Origin of the sequence: Dechloromonas sp. ARDL1 (assembly GCF_051122455.1) — a bacterium.
In the GTDB taxonomy this organism is placed as follows: Bacteria; Pseudomonadota; Gammaproteobacteria; order Burkholderiales; family Rhodocyclaceae; genus Azonexus.
Genome location: NZ_CP168939.1, coordinates 535,011 through 553,725, shown reverse-complemented (window position 1 = coordinate 553,725; position 18,715 = coordinate 535,011). Strand labels below are relative to the sequence as shown.

The window sequence follows — 18,715 nt, the reverse complement described above, 5'->3', positions numbered from 1 at the left end:
AGCCGACCATGCAAGACATTCTCATCCTCTATTACAGCCATCGCGGCTCGGTTCGCGCCCTGGCCGAACGCATTGCCAATGGCATCGAGGCTGTTCCCGGGATGCAGGCCCGGCTGCGTACCGTCCCCCGCATATCCGCAGTGTGCGAAGCGGTGGCACCCGCAATCCCGGACTCCGGCGCCCCGTACGTCGAACTTTCCGACCTGCAGGAATGCGCAGCACTCGCCCTGGGCAGCCCGGTTCGCTTCGGCAACATGGCCGCTCCGCTGAAGTATTTCTGGGACAGCACCGTCGCCGCCTGGCAGAACGGCACGCTAACCGGCAAACCGGCCTGCGTTTTCACATCGAGCGGCAGCCAGCATGGCGGCAACGAGGCAACCTTGCTCTCGATGACACTCCCCCTGCTGCATCACGGCATGCTGGTCATGGGCCTGCCTTTTACCGAACCCGAACTGGCATCGACCGCAACCGGTGGCACGCCCTACGGCGCAAGCCACGTCGCCGGACACACCGGCAACCCACAGCTATCCAACGAAGAAAGCCGCCTGGCCTTTGCCCTGGGCAAACGTCTCGCCCTGCTCACCGAAAAACTGAATCGCCCGTGAACGCCCAACGCTATCAACTCATCGCCAGTACCAGCCTGATCCTGCTGATCGCCCTCTGTCTCGCCTGGGAAGGCTGGCTCGCCCCGCTCAAACCGGGCGGCTCGTGGATGATCCTCAAGGGCGCCTTCCTGCTTTTCCCGCTGTTCGGCATCCTGCGCGGCAAGCGCTATACCTACAAATGGCTGTCGCTGTTCATCCAGTTTTATCTGATGGAAGGAGCGACACGGGCTACCAGCGACAGCGGCCTGTCGCAATGGCTGGCGGCGGGAGAAACACTGCTTTCAGTTGTGCTTTTTGCGGCGCTCGTTCTCTACATCCGGGCCACGCGCATCGCGCCCACCAAAGAAAAAGCCGCCCAGTCAAACTGAGGCGGCTTTCGCTCGGTGCCCCCAGTGCTCAAACGTCGCCCTGAGCCTTGACCTTATCCAGTGACGAATGCAGCTTGTTCAGGGCATTCAGGTAGGAACGGGCCGACGCGATCACGATGTCGGTATCCGCACCATTGCCATTGACGATACGCTCGTCCTTGGATAGCCGCGTCGTCACCTCGCCCTGCGCGTCGGTACCAGTGGTGATGGCATTGACCGAGTAAAGCAGCAGTTCGGCGCCGCTACCGACGATGCTTTCGATCGCCTTGAAGGTCGCATCGACCGGACCGCCGCCGCTGGCTTCGCCCTTCTTCTCAGTGCCACCAACATTGAGGATCACCTTGGCGAAAGGCATTTCGCCGGTTTCCGAGCAGACATGCGAATAAACCAGCTTGTAGTGCTCCTGGTCCGGCGTGACAACCTCCTCGGAAACCAGCGCATGCAGGTCCTCGTCGAAAATCTCGTGCTTGCGATCTGCCAGTTCCTTGAAACGGGCGAAGGCAGCATTCAGCACCTCGTCGCTTTCCAACTCGATGCCCAGTTCCTGCAGGCGGGTCTTGAAGGCATTCCGCCCGGAGTGCTTGCCGAGCACCAGCTTGTTCTGGCTCCAGCCTACATCCTGGGCACGCATGATTTCGTAGGTTTCGCGGTGCTTGAGCACGCCGTCCTGATGGATGCCCGACTCGTGCGCGAAGGCATTGGCACCGACCACTGCCTTGTTCGGCTGCACCGGGTAGCCGGTGATCTGCGACACCAGCTTGGACGCGGGAACGATCTGCGTCGTATCGATCCGGGATTCGACCGGAAAAATGTCCGGACGGGTGCGCACCGCCATGACGATTTCTTCCAACGCGGCATTGCCGGCACGCTCGCCCAGGCCATTGATCGTACATTCGACCTGGCGCGCGCCGGCCAGCACGGCGGCCAGCGAGTTGGAAACGGCCAGCCCGAGGTCATTGTGGCAATGCACCGACCAGACGACCTTGTCCGAATTCGGCACGCGTTCGATCAGCTGGCGCATGGTTTCGGCGTACTGGAAGGGAATGGCGTAACCGACGGTATCCGGCACGTTGATGGTCTTGGCACCGGCCTTGATCACTGCCTCGAAGATACGGCACAGGAAATCGATTTCCGAGCGACCGGCATCCTCGGCCGAAAACTCGATATCGTCGGTGTACTGCCGCGCCCAGCCGATAGCCTTGACGGCCTGTTCGACCACCTGGTCCGGCGTCATGCGCAGCTTTTTCTCCATGTGGATCGGCGACGTGGCGATGAAGGTATGAATACGCCCCGATTTGGCCGGCTTGATGGCCTCGCCGGCACGGCCGATATCGTTCTCGTTGGCGCGGGCCAGCGAGCAGACCGTGGAATCCTTGATCGCCTGGGCAATGGAATGAATCGAATCGAAATCACCGGGAGAAGCGGCGGCAAAACCGGCCTCGATCACATCGACGCGCATCTTTTCCAGCTGGCGGGCGACGCGGATCTTCTCTTCCTTGGTCATCGACGCGCCCGGGCTCTGTTCGCCGTCGCGCAGCGTCGTATCGAAAATTACCAGATGCTGTTTCATGAAGAACTCCGGGAATTACTGGGGCTTGCGCTTGAGCAGGCCGATTGCCGCCTGGACATAACCAGACAGGCCATACACGACGAAGAAACCGAACAGCGCGATTTCTGGGCTATAGGCGACCAGGGCAAAACCAAGGGCGATGGCCGCAATCACGAAGAAAGGCACGCTTTTCTTCAGATTGATATCCTTGAAACTATAGAAACGGATATTCGACACCATGGTCACGCCGGCAAAGATTGTCAGCGCGCACGCAAACCAGCGTACATCGCCGCCGGCCACGCCGGTCTCGATCATTACCCAGACCAGACCAGCCACCAATGCGGCGGCGGCCGGCGATGGAAGCCCTTGGAAATAGCGCTTATCCATCACCTCCAGCGTGGTATTGAAGCGCGCCAGACGCAGCGCCGCACCGGCGCAGTAGATGAAGGCTGCGATCCAGCCCAGCCGACCCAGGTCGCGCAAGGCCCATTCGTACATCACGAGAGCCGGTGCCGCACCAAAGCTGACCATGTCGGACAGTGAATCGTATTCGGCACCGAAGGCCGACTGGGTATTGGTCAAGCGCGCTACCCGACCGTCCAGCCCATCGAGCACCATGGCAATGAAAATGGCCATGGCGGCCCGGGCGAAGTCGCCCTGCATCGCCTGCACGATGGCAAAGAAACCGGCAAACAGTGCCGCCGTGGTGAACAGGTTGGGCAGCACGTAAATGCCGCGCCGCTTGACTTCAGGATTGAATAGCGATTTACGGGGTTTGAGTTCGGTCATGGGGCTTGTATGAACGGGCAACCCGAAGAGGATACACCCGGAAAGCATCGAAATCCGCAAACAACAAGGGCGGTGCAGTTTCCCACACCGCCCGAAGCGAGGGCAGCCTCAACTGCACAGACGCAGAGTGGCTACCAAGCTAGAGACCAATTTAGTTCTTGGACTGGTCAACCAGCTTGTTCTTCTTGATCCACGGCATCATGTCGCGCAACTGGCCACCGACCGTTTCGATCTGGTGAACCGCATTCAGGCGACGACGAGCGGTCATCGAAGGATAGTTGGTACGACCTTCGAGGATGAACATCTTGGCGTACTCGCCGGTCTGGATGCGCTTCAGGGCATTGCGCATGGCGACGCGCGACTGCTCGTTGATGACTTCCGGACCGGTCACGTACTCGCCGTATTCGGCGTTGTTCGAGATCGAGTAGTTCATGTTGGCGATGCCGCCTTCGTACATCAGGTCGACGATCAGCTTCAGTTCGTGCAGACACTCGAAGTAAGCCATTTCCGGAGCGTAGCCAGCTTCAACCAGGGTTTCGAAGCCCATCTTGACCAGTTCGACGGCGCCCCCGCACAGCACGGCTTGCTCGCCGAACAGGTCGGTTTCGGTTTCTTCGCGGAAGTTGGTCTCGATGACACCGCCCTTGGTGCCGCCGTTGGCAGCAGCGTAGGAGAGGGCGATATCCTTGGCCTTGCCGGACTTGTCCTGGTAAACGGCGATCAGGGACGGTACGCCGCCACCCTTCAGGTACTCGGAACGGACGGTGTGGCCCGGGCCCTTCGGCGCGACCATGATGACGTCCACGTCGGCGCGCGGCACGACCTGGTTGTAATGCACGTTGAAGCCATGGGCGAAGGCCAGGGCAGCGCCCTTCTTCAGGTTCGGGGCGACTTCCTCGTTGTACACCTGCGGAATGTTCTCGTCCGGCAACAGGATCATGACGACGTCGGCGCCCTTGACGGCCTTGGCGATCTCTTCGACCTTCAGACCGGCCGCTTCGGCCTTCTTCCAGGAAGCGCCATCCTTGCGCAGGCCAACGGTGACCTTGACGCCGGAATCCTTCAGGTTCTGGGCGTGGGCATGGCCCTGCGAACCGTAACCAACGATGGTGACCTTTTTGCCCTTGATCAGGGAGAGGTCGGCGTCCTTGTCGTAATAAACTTTCATGAAATCCTCTTTAGAGACAAATAGTTAGACTTTGAGAATACGATCACCGCGACCGATGCCACAAACACCGGTACGGACGGTTTCGAGAATCAGGCCGGCATCGAGCGCGGCAATGAAGGAATCGAGCTTGGAGCTGGCACCGGTCAACTCGATAACATAGGTCGACTCCGTGACGTCGATGATGCGGCCACGGAAAATATCGGCCATCCGCTTCATCTCTTCGCGATCCTTGCCGGTAGCACGAACCTTGATCAGCATCAGTTCGCGCTCGACATGCGCAGCTTCGGAGAGATCGACCACCTTGACGACATCAACCAGCTTGTTGAGCTGCTTGGTGATCTGCTCGAGTACCTCGTCGGAACCCCAGGTCAGGATGGTCATGCGTGACAACGAGGGATCTTCCGTCGGTGCCACGGTCAGCGATTCGATGTTGTAGCCGCGGGCGGAGAACAGCCCAGCGACACGGGACAGCGCCCCGGCTTCGTTTTCAATCAGGATGGAAATGATATGACGCATTTTTCTTTTCCTCCCCCGCTCAGATATCTTCGGCGAGGATCATTTCGGTCAGGCCCTTGCCCGCTGCCACCATTGGGAACACGTTGGCACCCGGATCAATGATGAAGTCCATAAACACCAGGCGATCCTTGTACTCCGTGAAGGCCTTGCGCAGCGCCGGCTCGACATCTTCCGGTCGCTCGATACGCATGCCGACGTGCCCGTAGGACTCGGCCAGCTTGACGAAATCCGGCAGCGACGTGACGTAGGACTGCGAATAACGCTTGGAGTAGAACATTTCCTGCCACTGACGAACCATGCCAAGCATGCCGTTGTTCAGGTTGATGATCTTGATCGGCAGCTCGTACTGTTTGCAGGTCGACAGTTCCTGGATGCACATCTGGATTGACCCCTCGCCGGTGACGCAGGCCACCTGCGCTCCCGGGTTGGCGAGCAGGACGCCCATGCCGTACGGCAGGCCGACACCCATGGTCCCCAGGCCGCCGGAGTTGATCCAGCGACGCGGCTTGTCGAATTTGTAGTACTGCGCAGCAAACATCTGATGCTGGCCGACGTCGGAGGTGACGAAAGCGTCGCCGCCGGTCACTTCGTACAGCTTTTCGACCACGTACTGCGGCATGATGTGCTCGGATTGGCGATAGGCCAGCGAGTTGCGACCGCGCCACTCGTCGATCTGCTTCCACCAATCGGCCACTTCGGGATCGGCCGTGAAGCCGCCGTCGATCAGCTTGAGGATTTCATCGAGGACATCGTTCACATTGCCGACGATGGGCACATCAACCTTGACGCGCTTGGAAATCGACGATGGATCGACGTCGATGTGGATGACACGGCGCTTCTCTTCGCCGAAATGCTCCGGATTGCCGATCACGCGATCGTCGAAGCGAGCGCCAATGGCCAGGATCACGTCAGCAAAATGCATCGCGTTGTTGGCTTCGAAGGTACCGTGCATACCCAGCATGCCGACAAACTGCTTGTCTGTTGCCGGATAGCCGCCAAGCCCCATCAGGGTGTTAGTCACTGGAAAATTCAGCTTGCGTGCCAGTGTGGTCAGCTTCTCGGCGGCATCGGAGAGGATCACGCCACCGCCGGTATAGATGATCGGGCGTTTGGCTTCCTGCAGGATCTGCACGGCCTTCTTGATCTGCCCTAAGTGCCCCTTAACCACCGGGTTGTACGAGCGCATTTGCACCGACTTCGGGTAGTCGAAATCGCAAACCTGGGCCGTGATGTCCTTCGGGATGTCAACGACAACAGGACCGGGACGGCCGGTCGAGGCAATGTGGAAGGCTTTCTTGATGGTCGACGCCAGATCCTTGACATCCTTGACCAGGAAGTTGTGCTTTACGCAGGGGCGGGTGATGCCGACGGTGTCGCACTCCTGGAAGGCATCCTGGCCGATGTACTGGGTCGGCACCTGGCCACACAGCACGACCATTGGAATCGAATCCATGTAGGCAGTGGCAATGCCGGTCACGGTGTTGGTCACGCCCGGACCGGAGGTCACCAGCGCGACCCCGACCTTCTGCGAAGAGCGCGAATAGGCGTCCGCAGCATGGACAGCAGCCTGCTCATGGCGGACCAGAATGTGCTTGACGTCCTCCTGCTTGAAAAGCGCATCGTAAATATGCAGAACGGAACCGCCGGGGTAACCGAACACATAATCGACCTTTTCTTCTTGCAGGCACCTGATTACAATTTCTGCACCGCTGATCATCATTCTTGAGCCCAAAAAAGCTGTTGCCTAAAAGGGCGTAACCTTAATCGACCGCCCATTTTCGGTCAAGGTTTCCTGGCATATCCACATATCGCTCAAGGCCTTTTGGAAGAGACAACCCTGGCATCACCCCAACAACTTTCCTGCTTTCTCGAATCGATTGAGCGCCGAGCCTTCAAGCAAGCGATGTTTGCCGTCCGTGACGAGGAGGCGGCGCTCGACATCGTGCAGGATGCCATGCTTAAACTCGCCGAAAAATATGGCGACCGGCCTGATGATGAGTTCCCGATGCTCTTTCAGCGCATCCTGCAAAACACAATTCGCGACTACTACCGGCGCAGCAAGGTCCGCTCGATGTGGACCACCTTGCTGTCGGCCTTCTCGTCGGACGAGGACGACGACCACGACCCGCTCGAAACGCTCGCTGCCGACGAGGATGAGGCCGGCCCCAAGACACCCGAAAGCAAGTTGTTGCAGGCACAAACCCTCAACCTGATCGAGGACGAAATAAAAAAGCTGCCGGCACGTCAACGCGAAGCCTTCCTCATGCGTTACTGGGAGGACATGGACGTCGCTGAGACCGCAGCGGCGATGGGCTGCTCAGAAGGCAGTGTCAAGACCCATTGCTCGCGTGCCACCCACACGCTAGCAACCGCCCTGTCGGCAAAAGGGATAAAGCTATGAACGAAGAACGTTACGCATATCGCGTTCGGCAAGCGCTGAACCACGGATTGAAGGATATTCCACCGGCCGCCTCCCGGCGCCTCGAAGCCGCGCGCCATCTGGCGCTGGGCCGGCAAAAACAGGCCGCCCCTCAAATGGCCTTGGCCGGCTTTGGTGGCCCATCCTTCCGTTTGGGCTCGCACGTTCCCTATCTGAAGCAGATTCTCGCCATTGCGGCATTGTTGCTCGGCATGTGGATTTCCTTCTACTGGCACAGCGTTCAATACGTCACTGCGCTGGAAGAAGTGGATAGCGCACTGCTCACCGATGACCTGCCCCCCGATGCTTTCCTGGACAACGATTTCTTCGAATGGCTATTAGACGACTCGCCGGAGGATTGATCCTCGCCCTTGGTCTGAATGCCGCCATCGCTGTCGAGCCGCCGACAACGGCGATTATCGGCACGCCGCCACAACCAGGCTGGAACCAGTTGAGCACCCAGCAAAAAACCATCCTTGCTCCACTGGCCAAGAATTGGGAAGGCATGGAGAACATTCGCAAGAAAAAATGGCTGGGCATTGCCGAGCGCTACCCCTCAATGAAACCCGACGAGCAACAACGCATGCAGGACCGCATGCGGGAATGGGCTTCACTGTCGCCTTCCGAACGCAACAAGGTTCGCGACACCTACAAAGATTTCAATCAGCTTCCGACTGAACAGAAACAGGTCGTAAAACAAAAGTGGGAGGCTTATTCGAACCTTAGCCCCGAGGAGCGACAGCGCATCCGCGAGTCCGGCCGCTCATCGAAGCTGCTGACCCCAAACGCGGCACTAACCACCTCCTCTGCGCCAAGCGGCGCTGAGCCCATGCCTCCCGTGCCACATTCCGCCGGCGCACAAAACCAATGACAACCGAACTACCGGGCCTCCGGCGACGCCTCGTCTGCATGCTATATGAAGGATTGGTCGTTTTTTCGATCTTGCTGATCGGCTTCCTTCTCCCCCAGGTCATGCTATCGGGTTTTGGCTGGGTCATCGGCGCCAAGGGGCTGTGGATTCACGTCCTGTTTTTACTGATGGCCTATTTTGTCTGGTGTTGGCTCAACGGAGGCCAAACGCTACCCATGAAAACCTGGAAAATGCGTTTGATCGACGAAAGCGGCCAGCCGTTGCGTCCGCTGCAAGCCATCCTGCGCTATCTCGCCGCCTGGCCCAGCATCCTGTTTCTGGGAATCGGCATCGTCTGGGCTCTACTGGACAAGGACAAGCAGTTCCTGCACGACCGAATCGCCGGTACCCGTATCGTTAGCGCCAGCTGATCAGCGGCGCTCGACCCACCACAACATCCCCATTGCAACGAGCAGGAACAGGGCAGACGGTGCCGTCGCGCTAACCAGCGGCGACCATGAGTTGATCGCCCCGAGGTTGGAGGACAGGCCATTCAACGCATAGAAGAGGATGCCGAGCATGACGCCGGCAAATATCTTCAAACTGACGCCGCCCACCCGGTTGTGCGAATACCCGAACGGTAGCGCGAGCGCGACCATTACCAAGGCAGCCAGGGGATAGAGCAACTTCTTCCAAAGCGCAATCTGGTAACGCTCCGTCTTTTGCTTGTTGTCGCTCAGGTGCCGGGTGTAGTTCAACAGCCCGATCAGCGACATACGCTCGGGAGAAACCATCAACGCCGCCAACAGGTTCGGCGTGACATTCGAGTGCCACTCGCCATCAGGACTGCTCTCAACCCGTGCCGAATCTCCCTCCAGAACGGTTTTGACGACATCCTGCAAAACCCATCGATCCGGCAACTGAAACTCTGCCTGACGCGCATCAGTCACCGACTCGAGTTGGTTGTCCTGGCTGAATTTGTAGATACGGACGCCTTGCAGGGGTGCATCGGGCATTGCATTACGAATGTTGATGAAACTACGCCCATCCTTGACCCACAGCCCGCTATCAAAACCGCTTTGGGCAATCACCGTGCTCATCGCCTTGGCCCTGATCTCCCTCCCCAGCCGCTCACTGAAGGGAACCAGGGCCTCGCCCACTACAAAGGTCAACAACGCCAACAGCAAGGCTGCCCTGAATAGGGTTTTCAGCAAGTCGCTCGTGGCGAGCCCGGAGGCTCGCAGAACGGTGATTTCCGAATGACGTGCCAATGTGGACAAGGCATACAGGGCCCCGATCAGCGTCGCGATGGGAATCAATTCGTAAATCAGGCCAGGCATACCCAGCGCAACGAACAAGGCAGCGTGAAATACCGTGTACCCGACCTTGCCGACACTGCGCAGCTCGTCGATGAAGTTAAAGAAGGCGAATAGCGCCAGAAAAGCGGCGAGCACAAGGAATATCGATGCAAATGTCTCGCGAATCAGATAGCGCTGATAGAGATTCAGGCGAAACATCAATGCCCCCAGCGCTGCCAAGGCATGCGCACAACGATCCGTTTGTAGAAAAGCGCCACCAGCGGCAAGAGCATCGCGACGTGAGCCGCCCAGACGCCCACCCAGAAAGACATCTTGCCTTGCGCCACCCAAGCCTGACTCACCGATAGCAGATTGTTGTAAATGGCGTAGATCAGGATGGCGATCAACATGTTGGCCGAACGCCCGGCCCGCGGATTCACATAGGAAAGCGGAATAGCGAGAAGACACAGGATCAATGCCGAAACTGGCAAGCCGATCCGCCACAGCAGTTCGCCGCGCGCGACATTGCTGTCGTCGAGAAGCAGTTCAGTGATCGGCATGCCCTTCGGCGACGGCGAGGATGAGTCTGGCTCACCGTCCTCGACCCGCGCCCGGTAGCGTTCGAACTCCATGACCTTGAACGCTGGACTACCCGGCTCCACCTCGTAACGCCGTCCACGCTCCAATACGACAAAGCGGTCGCCGTTTCCGGCTGTTTCCTGAAAGCCCGAGTCCGATACGATCACGCCGAACTTGCCTTCCTGATACGAAGCCACGAAGACGTTGCCGACATTGCTGCCATCGTCACCTACGCCCTCCACGAAAAATACCCGCTGTCCTTTCTTGACCTCCCTGAAAGCGCCGGGCGACACCTGCGAAAGTTCGCTGCGCGCGGAAAGGCGCTCACGGTACTCGGCCGAGCTGGAATTAGCCCAGGGAGCAAGAAAACCGGAAACCGCGGCAATCGCCAGAATGATCGGTATCGCGAAACGCAGCACCGGCATGATCCAGCCGGTGAGCGGCAATCCGGCAGAAAACCAGACCACCATCTCGGAATCCCGATAAACGCGCGACAAACTGAGCAAAATAGACACAAAAAGCGTCAGCGACAGCAAAACAGGCATGAAATTCAACGCCGCGAAACCCAGCAATGATGCTACCGCTTCCGGCGCAATGCGTCCGCCCGCCGCTTCCTTGAGCAAACGAATCAAATGGGTCGAGGTCAGAATAGCCAGCAGCGCAACGCTGATGCCGGCAGCTGCCTGGGCAAATTCGCGCCGGGCGGCGCGCTCGAATATCATGCTTTGACGAAACCGAAAAAATACGAGGATAATCCCTCGAATACTGATATTTCCTTGATCAGGAGCAGCTTGTGGAATTTAGCATAAAAAGCGGAAGCCCGGAAAAACAGCGCAGCGCCTGCGTCGTCGTTGGTGTTTTCGAGTCGAGGAAACTGACCCTCCCGGCAGAACTGCTCGACAACGCTTCCGGCGGCTACCTTGCCGATATCGTCCGCCGTGGTGATATGGAAGGCAAGGCTGGCAGCACACTGCTGTTGCATAACGTGCCGGCCACCCTCTGCGACCGCATCCTGCTTGTCGGGCTGGGCAAGGAAAAGGAATTTCGCGAAAAGGAATTCGCCAGCGCCATCCGTACCGCCGTCAAGGTGCTCAACGAAACCGGCGCCTTCGACGCCACACTGTTCCTGACCGAACTGCAGGTCAGAAAGCGCAGTATTGCCTGGCGTGTCCGCCAGACGGTGATCGCAGCGCTGGATGCCACGTACAAGTTCGACCAGTTCAAGAGCAAGAAGGAAGAAATTCGCCGCCCCCTGCGCAAGCTGACCATCAGTGTCGAACGCCGCAACGAACTGGCACCGGCCGAAGAAGGCATGCATCAGGGTCTGGCCATTGCCGAAGGTATCGCCCTGACCAAGACTCTTGGCAACCTGCCGCCCAACGTCTGCCACCCTGCCTATCTGGCCGAACAGGCCCGGACCATGGCCCAGACCCTCCAGCTTGACTGTGACGTGCTGGAGCGCGACGACATGGAAAAACTGGGCATGCATTCGCTGCTTGCCGTTGCCCGCGGTTCACACCAGCCGCCCAAGCTTATCGTGCTGAGCTACAAGGGCGCCAAAGCCAACGAAAAACCGATCGTCCTGGTCGGCAAGGGCGTTACCTTCGACACCGGTGGCATTTCGCTGAAACCCGGTGCCGAAATGGACGAGATGAAATACGACATGTGCGGTGCCGCCAGCGTGCTGGGAACGATGCAGGCTGTAGCCCGCATGGCACTACCGATCAACCTGACCGTCATCGTACCGGCCACCGAGAACATGCCGGGCGGCAACGCAACCCGCCCGGGCGACATTGTCACTTCGATGTCCGGACAGACCATCGAAATCCTGAACACAGATGCCGAAGGCCGCCTGATTCTGTGCGACGCGCTGACCTACGCCGAACGATTTGACCCGGACACCCTGATCGATGTCGCCACGTTGACCGGCGCCTGTGTCGTCGCCTTGGGCAACGTCGCCACCGGCCTGTTCGCCAACAAGGATGGCCTCGCACGCGACCTTCAGGACGCTGGCGACGAAGCCAACGACCGCGCCTGGCACATGCCGCTGTGGGACGATTACCAGGAGTTACTGAAGAGCCCCTTCGCCGACATGGCCAACATCGGCGGGCGTTACGGCGGCGCCATTTCGGCTGCCTGCTTCCTGTCGCGCTTCACCCGGAAATTCGACTGGGCGCACCTTGACATCGCCGGCACCGCCTGGAAATCGGGCGCCGACAAGGGCGCCACCGGACGCCCCGTGCCGCTGCTCACTCATTACCTGTTGCAACGCGCGGGCAAGCTCAATTGACCCAGGTTTTCTTCTACCATGGCTCCAGCGACCGAATCGCCGCCGCCTGCGCCCTGCTCAGCGGCGCATACGCCAAGAAAAAGCCGATGCTCGTATACGCGACGGAGCCAGAGGTGGCCGGCAGCATAGACCGCATGCTGTGGACGCATTCGGCGCTGAGCTTTGTGCCGCATTGCCGTGCCGACTCCCCCCTGGCCGCCGAAACGCCTATCCTGATTACTGACAACCTCGACAGCATCGCGCAGGATGAGCGCCTGATGAATCTGAGCCGGGACATCCCGCCCGGCTTCTCGCGCTTCGAGAGCCTGATCGAAGTGGTTGGCCAGGATGAGGATGACCGCAGCGCCGCACGCGACCGAGTCAAGTTCTACAAGGACCGCGGGTACGAAGTCCGCTACTTCGATCTCAGCGACCGCTAAGGAATACCCGTGCCCAGCCCCATCCTCGCCCGCGCCGACGCCCTGATGCACCGCAAGCGCCAGACCGAGGCCGAATTCGACGACGTACCGATTCTGACCGACAGCATCGACGATGAGGATGACATTCCGGTGCTGGTCGACGAGGCGCCCTTCGTTACCGAAGCTGACCCCTTCCCGGCTACGCTGTCGCAACCGGCTGCCGCGCTCGCTGCGGCGGGAGCCTCCACGCTTGAAGAGCCCGTCCTCGGTGCAAGCGACGCCCAGCCAGCGCAGACAGAAACCCATCACACCCCGGGCCCGGTGGACACTGACCTGCGCGAACAACTAGCCTGTGAATTGGCTCGCCGCGTCGAACAACGCCTAGCCGCCGAACTCCCGCGCATCATCGAGGCAACTGTCCGCGACTTTCTGGCCGAACAGGAAATGATTGCGGCCGCATCGCAACGCGACTGACATCGAACCAAAGCCGGGGCAGCGCTCCGGTATAATTGCGGGTTTCCCCTTTTCCGAGAAGTCCATGGAACTCGCCAAAGCCTTTGAGCCCGCCGATATCGAACGCCGCTGGTACCCCGCGTGGGAAGGTCAGAATTATTTTGCTGCCGGCGTAGACGGCAACAAGCAAGACAATTTCTGCATCCTGCTGCCGCCACCGAACGTCACCGGCACCCTGCACATGGGCCACGGCTTCAACCAGACGATCATGGATGCGCTGACCCGCTACTACCGGATGCGCGGCCATAACACGCTGTGGCAGCCGGGCACCGACCACGCCGGCATCGCCACGCAGATCGTCGTCGAGCGCCAGCTGGATGCACAAGGTATCAGCCGCCATGACCTCGGCCGCGAGAAGTTCTTGGAAAAAGTCTGGGAATGGAAGGAGTACTCCGGCGGCACGATCACCCGCCAGATGCGCCGCATGGGCACCAGCCCGGACTGGACACGCGAGCGCTTCACCATGGATGCCGGCCTCAACAAGGTCGTCACCGAAACCTTCGTCCGCCTCTACAACGAAGGCTTGATCTACCGCGGCAAGCGCCTGGTGAACTGGGACCCGAAGCTGCACACCGCCGTGTCCGACCTGGAAGTCGTTCAGGAAGAGGAAGACGGCTTCATGTGGCACATCCGCTACCCGCTGGCCGACGGCTCAGGTAGCCTGGTGGTCGCCACCACCCGTCCGGAAACCATGCTCGGCGACACGGCCGTGATGGTCCACCCGGAAGACGAGCGCTACAAGGCCATGATCGGCAAGATGGTGAAGTTGCCGCTGACCGATCGGGAAATCCCGATCATCGCCGACAGCTATGTCGATCTCGAATTCGGTACCGGCTGCGTCAAGGTCACGCCAGCGCACGACTTCAACGACTACGCCGTTGGCCAGCGCCACGGCCTGCCGATGATCTCGATCCTGACACTGGATGCCAAGATCAACGACAACGCGCCGGAAAAATACCGCGGCCTCGACCGCTTCGATGCCCGCAAGGCCGTCGTTGCCGACCTGGAAGCCCTCGGTATCCTGGAAAAGACCGACAAGCACAAGCTCAAGGTACCGCGCGGCGACCGCACCGGCGTCGTCATCGAGCCGATGCTGACCGACCAGTGGTTCGTCGCCATGTCCAAGCCGGGCGCCGATGGCAAATCGATCACCGAGAAGGCCCTTGAGGTCGTCCATTCCGGCGAAATCAAGTTCCATCCGGAAAACTGGGTCAATACCTACAACCAGTGGCTGAACAACATCCAGGATTGGTGTATTTCCCGCCAGCTGTGGTGGGGCCATCAAATTCCGGCCTGGTACGGCGTCAATGGCGAGGTGTTCGTCGCCCAGAACGAGGAAGAAGCCCGCAAGCAGGCCGACAAGGCCGGTTACGCCGGCCAGCTGACGCGCGACGAAGACGTGCTCGACACCTGGTACTCCTCTGCCCTGTGGCCGTTCTCGACCCTGGACTGGACCGGCGACGAAGCAACCGATGCCGCCAACCCGATGCTGCAACAGTACCTGCCCTCGTCCGTGCTGGTCACCGGCTTCGACATCATCTTCTTCTGGGTGGCGCGCATGGTCATGATGACCAAGCACATCACCGGCAAGATTCCGTTCAAGCATGTTTATGTACACGGCCTGATCCGCGATGGCGAAGGCCAGAAGATGTCCAAGTCCAAGGGCAACGTGCTCGACCCGATCGACCTGATCAACGGCATCGGCATCGACGCCCTGGTCGAGAAGCGCACCTTCGGCCTGATGAATCCCAAGCAGGCCGAGAGCATCGCCAAGAAGACCAAGAAGGAGTTCCCGGAGGGCATTCCGGCCTTCGGCACCGATGCGCTGCGCTTCACTTTTGCATCGCTCGCCAGCCCCGGCCGCGACATCAAGTTCGACCTGAACCGCTGCGACGGCTACCGCAATTTCTGCAACAAGCTGTGGAACGCCACCCGCTTCGTGCTGATGAACGTCGAAGGCCACGACCTGGCTCTCGAACACCAGCAAGGCGGCCCGGCCTGCGGCGGCTCGGCGCCGCTCGAATTCAGCTTCGCCGACCGCTGGATCGTCAGCCAGCTGCAGCGCGTCGAGAAGGAAGTCGAGCAGCACTTCACCGACTACCGTTTCGACCTGATCGCCCAGGCCATCTACAAGTTCATCTGGGACGAGTTCTGCGACTGGTACCTGGAAATCGCCAAGGTCGAGATCCAGACCGGCAACGATGCCCAGCAGCGCGGCGCCCGCCGGACGCTGGTGCGTACGCTGGAAGCCGTGCTGCGACTGGCTCATCCGCTGATCCCGTTCATTACCGAGGAACTGTGGCAGACCGTTGCTCCCATTGCCGGCCGCAAGACGCAGGAATCGATCATGCTCGCCGCCTACCCGTGTGCCGAGGAATACAAGATCGACGCCGCCTCCGAAGCCAAGGTCGATCGCCTCAAGGCGCTGGCCTACGCCTGCCGCAACCTGCGCGGCGAGATGGGCGTTTCGCCCGCCCAGCGCATGCCCTTGCTGGTGGCCGGTGGCGGCGCGGAGATTTCCGAGTTCGCGCCTATTCTGCAAGCTCTGGGTAAGCTGTCCGAGGTACAAATCGTAGACGACATGCCGGCCGATGCCATGGCACCGGTCGCGGTAGTCGGCGAAACGCGCCTGATGCTGAAGGTCGAGATCGACGTTGCTGTCGAGAAGGAGCGCCTGAAGAAGGAAATCGAAAGGCTGGAGAAGCAGATTTCGATCGCCCAGGGCAAGCTCTCGAACGAAGGCTTCGTCGCCCGTGCCCCGGCCGCTGTTGTCGAACAGGAAAAACAGCGGGTAGCCGAATTCTCGGCGACGCTGGAAAAACTCAAACCCCAACTCGCCAAACTCGGCTGAACAAAGAGCGCCCATGCAAGATAACCGCAGTTTCTTCACACAGATCTTCACGACGCTGATGATCTTTTCCCTGGCCGTCGGTGCCAGCACGGTCGCATTCATCTACTCCTGGCCGTGGGAGAAGGCCAACCCCGAGTGGAAGCCGAATTTCCGTCTGGTCGCCCTCTGCGGCGAGAAGAAGGAAGCCTGCGGCATCAGCTACGGCGAACTGGACGAAGCAAAGGCAAAGGGACAGATCAGCCTGGAGATGACCGAGGCCGCCGGTGAGTTCGAGGAGCCCTTGAACTGGCTGAAATGGAGCAGGAACGACGGGGTCTATGAAGTCAAGGCTTCGTCCTGGCATTTCCAGACCAGCATCCGCTACAAGGTCGAGAAGGATGCGCCGGTCCTCGTTGCCGTTCAGGACGTCGATGTCGCCAAGGCATTCACCTATGGCATGGGCGCCGCCATGTTCCTGGTAATCGGCCTCAATCTGCGTCGTCTGCGCCGTTAAGCGCAACGCCAACGACTAATAAAAAAACGGCCGGTTCTCAAATCCGGCCGTTTTTTTTGGCCGGCCGCAAGCGAGCGGGCATCAGCCCACGCAGGGCGTTGCCAAGAAAAAAGTCGCCGCTCAGGTCGGCCGGATAAAGCACGGCCTCGCGCGCCCTGCCGCTGGCCAGCAATTCGGCCCGTAGCACACCCGGTAGCGCACCACACGCAAGCGGCGGGGTCAGCAACACGCCATCCCGCTCGACAAAGACGTTGCTACGCGCCCCTTCGGCGATCTCTCCGCGCTCATTGGTGAAAATCAGGTCGAATACCGGAGAATCGGCCGGCAGAGCGCGCAGAGCTGCATCGTACAAATGGCGTGCCGTTGTCTTGTGGAGACGCAGCGGATCACTGCTATCGATACGCTCTTCGGCCAGTTCGGCCAATCGCACAGAGGGCGGCGTATCGTCCAGTTCGACGGCCTGGATATCGATATCGCCCGCCTTGTCCAAGGTCAGGCGAACACGCCAAATGCCTTGCGAAGGGTGCATGCCCAGTTCGCGACACAGGCGCTGCTCGTCCAGCGGAAAGCCGAACCATTGAGCAGAACGACGAAGCCGCGCCAGATGGCCCGCCCACATCGGATAGACGCCGTTCTCACGACGCAAGGTTTCGATCAGCTTGAGGCCAGGATCGAGACTGCGCAGGAACTCGGCCTTCAGCAGACACTCTCGCCATTCGGCTTCAGGCAAGGAGTCGGCGACGATGCCACTGCCCACCCCCATTTTCCCCCGATGACCGCTTGCCAGCTCCAGCGTTCGAATCGCCACATTCAGCCGAAAATCGCCGTTCGGCGCCAGAAATCCGAGCGCTCCGGTATACAGGCCGCGCGCCCCCCCCTCCAACTCGCCGATGATCTGCATGGCGCGGATTTTCGGTGCGCCGGTAATCGATCCACAAGGAAAGAGCGCACGCAGGACGGCCTCGAAATTCTGCCGTCCAATCCGCGCCGATACCGCAGAAACCATCTGCCAGACCGTCGGATATGCCTCAATCCCGAACAGACGGTCGACCGACACACTGCCCGGCTCTGCCAGGCGGCCAAGGTCGTTGCGCAGCAGATCGACGATCATCAGGTTTTCCGCACGGTCCTTGACCGAATCGCGCAAGGTTTCGCTCGGCATGCTGCGCGGCGCGGTACCCTTCATCGGCCGCGTCAACAAACGCTCGCCGTGCCGCTCCAAAAACAACTCCGGTGAAAGTGAAACGAAGCCGCCCTGCGGGTTGCCGACAAAACAGCCGTAGCGCACCGGCTGGCGCTGGCGCAAATGCGCATATACGGCCAACGGCGACCCGAACCAGGAGAACTCCATCGGAAAGGTGAAGTTAACCTGATAGCAGTCACCATCGGAAATAAAGCGCTTGATCCCCGCGACGGCAAGTTGGTAGCCTGATTCATCCAAGGCCGGCGCGAGGTTGCCGATACCGGCGATATCATCAGCCCCCTCTGCGGCCAGCCATGCCTCTGCCTCGCCCCCCGACAACGCGAGGCGCTCGCGAAAGCGCCAAAACCGTGCGAGCACAGTCTCTCCTGGCTGCCACCCTGCAGGTGCCGAACGTGGCTCAAGCAAATATCCGAGTTCATACCCGATGGCCGCCACAGTCCAGCCGGTCTGTTCGCCGAGTAGCCGCATGGCCGAAACGAAGGAGTCGGCACAGCAAACCTCGAGGCAATCGATCAAGCCTTCGAAGCGCCAAGCGGCAGGTTCGCCCGCCGGCGCCTGCCTGTCTTCAAAAAATGCTGTGAATTCGGAGCTTATTTGCGCTTCAGGTAAAACTCGAAGACCCGGTTCTCTTCCTTCTGCTCAAGCAATTCGTTACCGGTCTGCTTGGCAAAGGCGGGAAAATCCTTCAGCGAGCCCGGATCGGTCGCCAGAACGCGCAAGATTTGGCCGGTTTCCATTTCAGCCAGGGTCTTCTTGGTACGGAGAATGGGAAGCGGGCAGTTCAGCCCCTTGACATCGAGATCGCGATCAAATTCCATGGTCATT

At 59.8% G+C, this 18,715-nt stretch carries 20 protein-coding genes; 11 read left to right on the top strand and 9 right to left on the bottom strand.

Annotated features, from left to right (window positions below; translation table 11 throughout):
* Positions 1-8 precede the first annotated feature (8 nt).
* Together wrbA and AB6Q56_RS02655 are read left to right on the top strand one after the other, a co-directional pair.
* The gene (gene wrbA / locus AB6Q56_RS02660; protein WP_434515647.1) at positions 9-605 is read left to right on the top strand and encodes an NAD(P)H:quinone oxidoreductase; all 597 of its coding nucleotides are present in this window, start codon (positions 9-11) and stop codon (positions 603-605) included.
* Positions 602-973, top strand: a complete 372-nt coding sequence (locus AB6Q56_RS02655; RefSeq protein WP_434515646.1) for a DUF2069 domain-containing protein — start codon at positions 602-604, stop codon at positions 971-973. The genes wrbA and AB6Q56_RS02655 overlap by 4 nt, the downstream gene beginning before the upstream one ends.
* A 28-nt stretch (positions 974-1,001) precedes the next feature.
* Here the strand turns inward: AB6Q56_RS02655 and AB6Q56_RS02650 are convergent, their stop codons facing one another.
* The 5 genes from AB6Q56_RS02650 to ilvB all read right to left on the bottom strand — a co-directional run bounded on the left by AB6Q56_RS02650 (position 1,002) and on the right by ilvB (position 6,715).
* Positions 1,002-2,543 carry a 2-isopropylmalate synthase gene (locus tag AB6Q56_RS02650; RefSeq protein ID WP_434515645.1) on the bottom strand — a complete coding sequence of 514 codons (1,542 nt, stop codon included), beginning with the start codon at positions 2,541-2,543 and terminating at the stop codon, positions 1,002-1,004.
* A 15-nt stretch (positions 2,544-2,558) separates the two neighbouring features.
* Positions 2,559-3,311: a CDP-diacylglycerol--serine O-phosphatidyltransferase gene (gene pssA / locus AB6Q56_RS02645; RefSeq protein ID WP_434515644.1), complete on the bottom strand. Its 753-nt coding sequence runs from the start codon at positions 3,309-3,311 to the stop codon at positions 2,559-2,561.
* Positions 3,312-3,462: 151 nt separating this feature from the next.
* On the bottom strand, positions 3,463-4,479 hold the full coding sequence (gene ilvC, locus AB6Q56_RS02640; RefSeq protein WP_434515643.1) for a ketol-acid reductoisomerase: 1,017 nt from the start codon (positions 4,477-4,479) through the stop codon (positions 3,463-3,465).
* A 24-nt stretch (positions 4,480-4,503) separates the two neighbouring features.
* Positions 4,504-4,995 carry an acetolactate synthase small subunit gene (gene ilvN / locus AB6Q56_RS02635; protein WP_027459068.1) on the bottom strand — a complete coding sequence of 164 codons (492 nt, stop codon included), beginning with the start codon at positions 4,993-4,995 and terminating at the stop codon, positions 4,504-4,506.
* Positions 4,996-5,014: 19 nt separating this feature from the next.
* Positions 5,015-6,715: a biosynthetic-type acetolactate synthase large subunit gene (gene ilvB / locus AB6Q56_RS02630; RefSeq protein WP_434515642.1), complete on the bottom strand. Its 1,701-nt coding sequence runs from the start codon at positions 6,713-6,715 to the stop codon at positions 5,015-5,017.
* Positions 6,716-6,817: 102 nt separating this feature from the next.
* Between ilvB and AB6Q56_RS02625 the strand changes: the two genes are divergently transcribed.
* Genes AB6Q56_RS02625 through AB6Q56_RS02610 form a run of 4 tightly spaced genes read left to right on the top strand, consistent with a single transcriptional unit; the run spans position 6,818 to position 8,695 of the window.
* A complete protein-coding gene (locus AB6Q56_RS02625) occupies positions 6,818-7,396 on the top strand; it encodes an RNA polymerase sigma factor (RefSeq protein WP_434515641.1) in 579 nt (192 codons plus the stop codon).
* The gene (locus AB6Q56_RS02620; protein ID WP_434515640.1) at positions 7,393-7,776 is read left to right on the top strand and encodes a DUF3619 family protein; all 384 of its coding nucleotides are present in this window, start codon (positions 7,393-7,395) and stop codon (positions 7,774-7,776) included. Before AB6Q56_RS02625 ends, AB6Q56_RS02620 begins: the two co-directional genes overlap by 4 nt.
* The gene (locus tag AB6Q56_RS02615) at positions 7,773-8,285 is read left to right on the top strand and encodes a DUF3106 domain-containing protein (RefSeq protein WP_434515639.1); all 513 of its coding nucleotides are present in this window, start codon (positions 7,773-7,775) and stop codon (positions 8,283-8,285) included. The genes AB6Q56_RS02620 and AB6Q56_RS02615 overlap by 4 nt, the downstream gene beginning before the upstream one ends.
* Positions 8,282-8,695, top strand: coding sequence for an RDD family protein (locus AB6Q56_RS02610; RefSeq protein ID WP_434515638.1), 414 nt, complete (start codon positions 8,282-8,284; stop codon positions 8,693-8,695). The genes AB6Q56_RS02615 and AB6Q56_RS02610 overlap by 4 nt, the downstream gene beginning before the upstream one ends.
* On the opposite strand, the gene lptG is transcribed toward AB6Q56_RS02610, so the two are convergent.
* Positions 8,696-9,781 carry an LPS export ABC transporter permease LptG gene (gene lptG, locus AB6Q56_RS02605; RefSeq protein ID WP_434515637.1) on the bottom strand — a complete coding sequence of 362 codons (1,086 nt, stop codon included), beginning with the start codon at positions 9,779-9,781 and terminating at the stop codon, positions 8,696-8,698.
* Positions 9,781-10,863 (bottom strand): LPS export ABC transporter permease LptF, encoded by a 1,083-nt coding sequence (gene lptF / locus AB6Q56_RS02600; RefSeq protein ID WP_434515636.1) that lies wholly within the window; start codon positions 10,861-10,863, stop codon positions 9,781-9,783. Before lptF ends, lptG begins: the two co-directional genes overlap by 1 nt.
* A 71-nt stretch (positions 10,864-10,934) precedes the next feature.
* Between lptF and AB6Q56_RS02595 the strand changes: the two genes are divergently transcribed.
* The 5 genes from AB6Q56_RS02595 to AB6Q56_RS02575 all read left to right on the top strand — a co-directional run bounded on the left by AB6Q56_RS02595 (position 10,935) and on the right by AB6Q56_RS02575 (position 16,686).
* Positions 10,935-12,431 carry a leucyl aminopeptidase gene (locus tag AB6Q56_RS02595; protein WP_434515635.1) on the top strand — a complete coding sequence of 499 codons (1,497 nt, stop codon included), beginning with the start codon at positions 10,935-10,937 and terminating at the stop codon, positions 12,429-12,431.
* Positions 12,428-12,850 (top strand): DNA polymerase III subunit chi, encoded by a 423-nt coding sequence (locus AB6Q56_RS02590; protein ID WP_434515634.1) that lies wholly within the window; start codon positions 12,428-12,430, stop codon positions 12,848-12,850. The genes AB6Q56_RS02595 and AB6Q56_RS02590 overlap by 4 nt, the downstream gene beginning before the upstream one ends.
* 9 nt (positions 12,851-12,859) lie before the next feature.
* Complete coding sequence (locus tag AB6Q56_RS02585; protein WP_434515633.1) at positions 12,860-13,303, top strand: hypothetical protein; 444 nt, start codon at positions 12,860-12,862, stop codon at positions 13,301-13,303.
* 64 nt (positions 13,304-13,367) lie between these two features.
* Positions 13,368-16,193 carry a valine--tRNA ligase gene (locus AB6Q56_RS02580; RefSeq protein WP_434515632.1) on the top strand — a complete coding sequence of 942 codons (2,826 nt, stop codon included), beginning with the start codon at positions 13,368-13,370 and terminating at the stop codon, positions 16,191-16,193.
* A gap of 13 nt (positions 16,194-16,206) precedes the next feature.
* The gene (locus tag AB6Q56_RS02575) at positions 16,207-16,686 is read left to right on the top strand and encodes a hypothetical protein (RefSeq protein ID WP_434515631.1); all 480 of its coding nucleotides are present in this window, start codon (positions 16,207-16,209) and stop codon (positions 16,684-16,686) included.
* A gap of 37 nt (positions 16,687-16,723) precedes the next feature.
* Here the strand turns inward: AB6Q56_RS02575 and pabB are convergent, their stop codons facing one another.
* Positions 16,724-18,484 (bottom strand): aminodeoxychorismate synthase component I, encoded by a 1,761-nt coding sequence (gene pabB / locus AB6Q56_RS02570; RefSeq protein WP_434517120.1) that lies wholly within the window; start codon positions 18,482-18,484, stop codon positions 16,724-16,726.
* Positions 18,481-18,708 (bottom strand): sulfurtransferase TusA family protein, encoded by a 228-nt coding sequence (locus AB6Q56_RS02565; RefSeq protein ID WP_150429507.1) that lies wholly within the window; start codon positions 18,706-18,708, stop codon positions 18,481-18,483. The genes pabB and AB6Q56_RS02565 overlap by 4 nt, the downstream gene beginning before the upstream one ends.
* Positions 18,709-18,715: the final 7 nt, after the last annotated feature.

What these genes read in the sequence shown, in the direction of transcription:
- wrbA (WP_434515647.1), top strand. Translation starts at nt 9, where the DNA reads ATGCAAGACATTCTCATCCTCTATTACAGCCATCGCGGCTCGGTTCGC.
- AB6Q56_RS02650 (WP_434515645.1), bottom strand. Translation starts at nt 2,543, where the DNA reads ATGAAACAGCATCTGGTAATTTTCGATACGACGCTGCGCGACGGCGAA.
- pssA (WP_434515644.1), bottom strand. Translation starts at nt 3,311, where the DNA reads ATGACCGAACTCAAACCCCGTAAATCGCTATTCAATCCTGAAGTCAAG.
- ilvC (WP_434515643.1), bottom strand. Translation starts at nt 4,479, where the DNA reads ATGAAAGTTTATTACGACAAGGACGCCGACCTCTCCCTGATCAAGGGC.
- ilvN (WP_027459068.1), bottom strand. Translation starts at nt 4,995, where the DNA reads ATGCGTCATATCATTTCCATCCTGATTGAAAACGAAGCCGGGGCGCTG.
- ilvB (WP_434515642.1), bottom strand. Translation starts at nt 6,715, where the DNA reads ATGATGATCAGCGGTGCAGAAATTGTAATCAGGTGCCTGCAAGAAGAA.
- AB6Q56_RS02620 (WP_434515640.1), top strand. Translation starts at nt 7,393, where the DNA reads ATGAACGAAGAACGTTACGCATATCGCGTTCGGCAAGCGCTGAACCAC.
- AB6Q56_RS02610 (WP_434515638.1), top strand. Translation starts at nt 8,282, where the DNA reads ATGACAACCGAACTACCGGGCCTCCGGCGACGCCTCGTCTGCATGCTA.
- lptG (WP_434515637.1), bottom strand. Translation starts at nt 9,781, where the DNA reads ATGTTTCGCCTGAATCTCTATCAGCGCTATCTGATTCGCGAGACATTT.
- lptF (WP_434515636.1), bottom strand. Translation starts at nt 10,863, where the DNA reads ATGATATTCGAGCGCGCCGCCCGGCGCGAATTTGCCCAGGCAGCTGCC.
- AB6Q56_RS02580 (WP_434515632.1), top strand. Translation starts at nt 13,368, where the DNA reads ATGGAACTCGCCAAAGCCTTTGAGCCCGCCGATATCGAACGCCGCTGG.
- AB6Q56_RS02575 (WP_434515631.1), top strand. Translation starts at nt 16,207, where the DNA reads ATGCAAGATAACCGCAGTTTCTTCACACAGATCTTCACGACGCTGATG.
- AB6Q56_RS02565 (WP_150429507.1), bottom strand. Translation starts at nt 18,708, where the DNA reads ATGGAATTTGATCGCGATCTCGATGTCAAGGGGCTGAACTGCCCGCTT.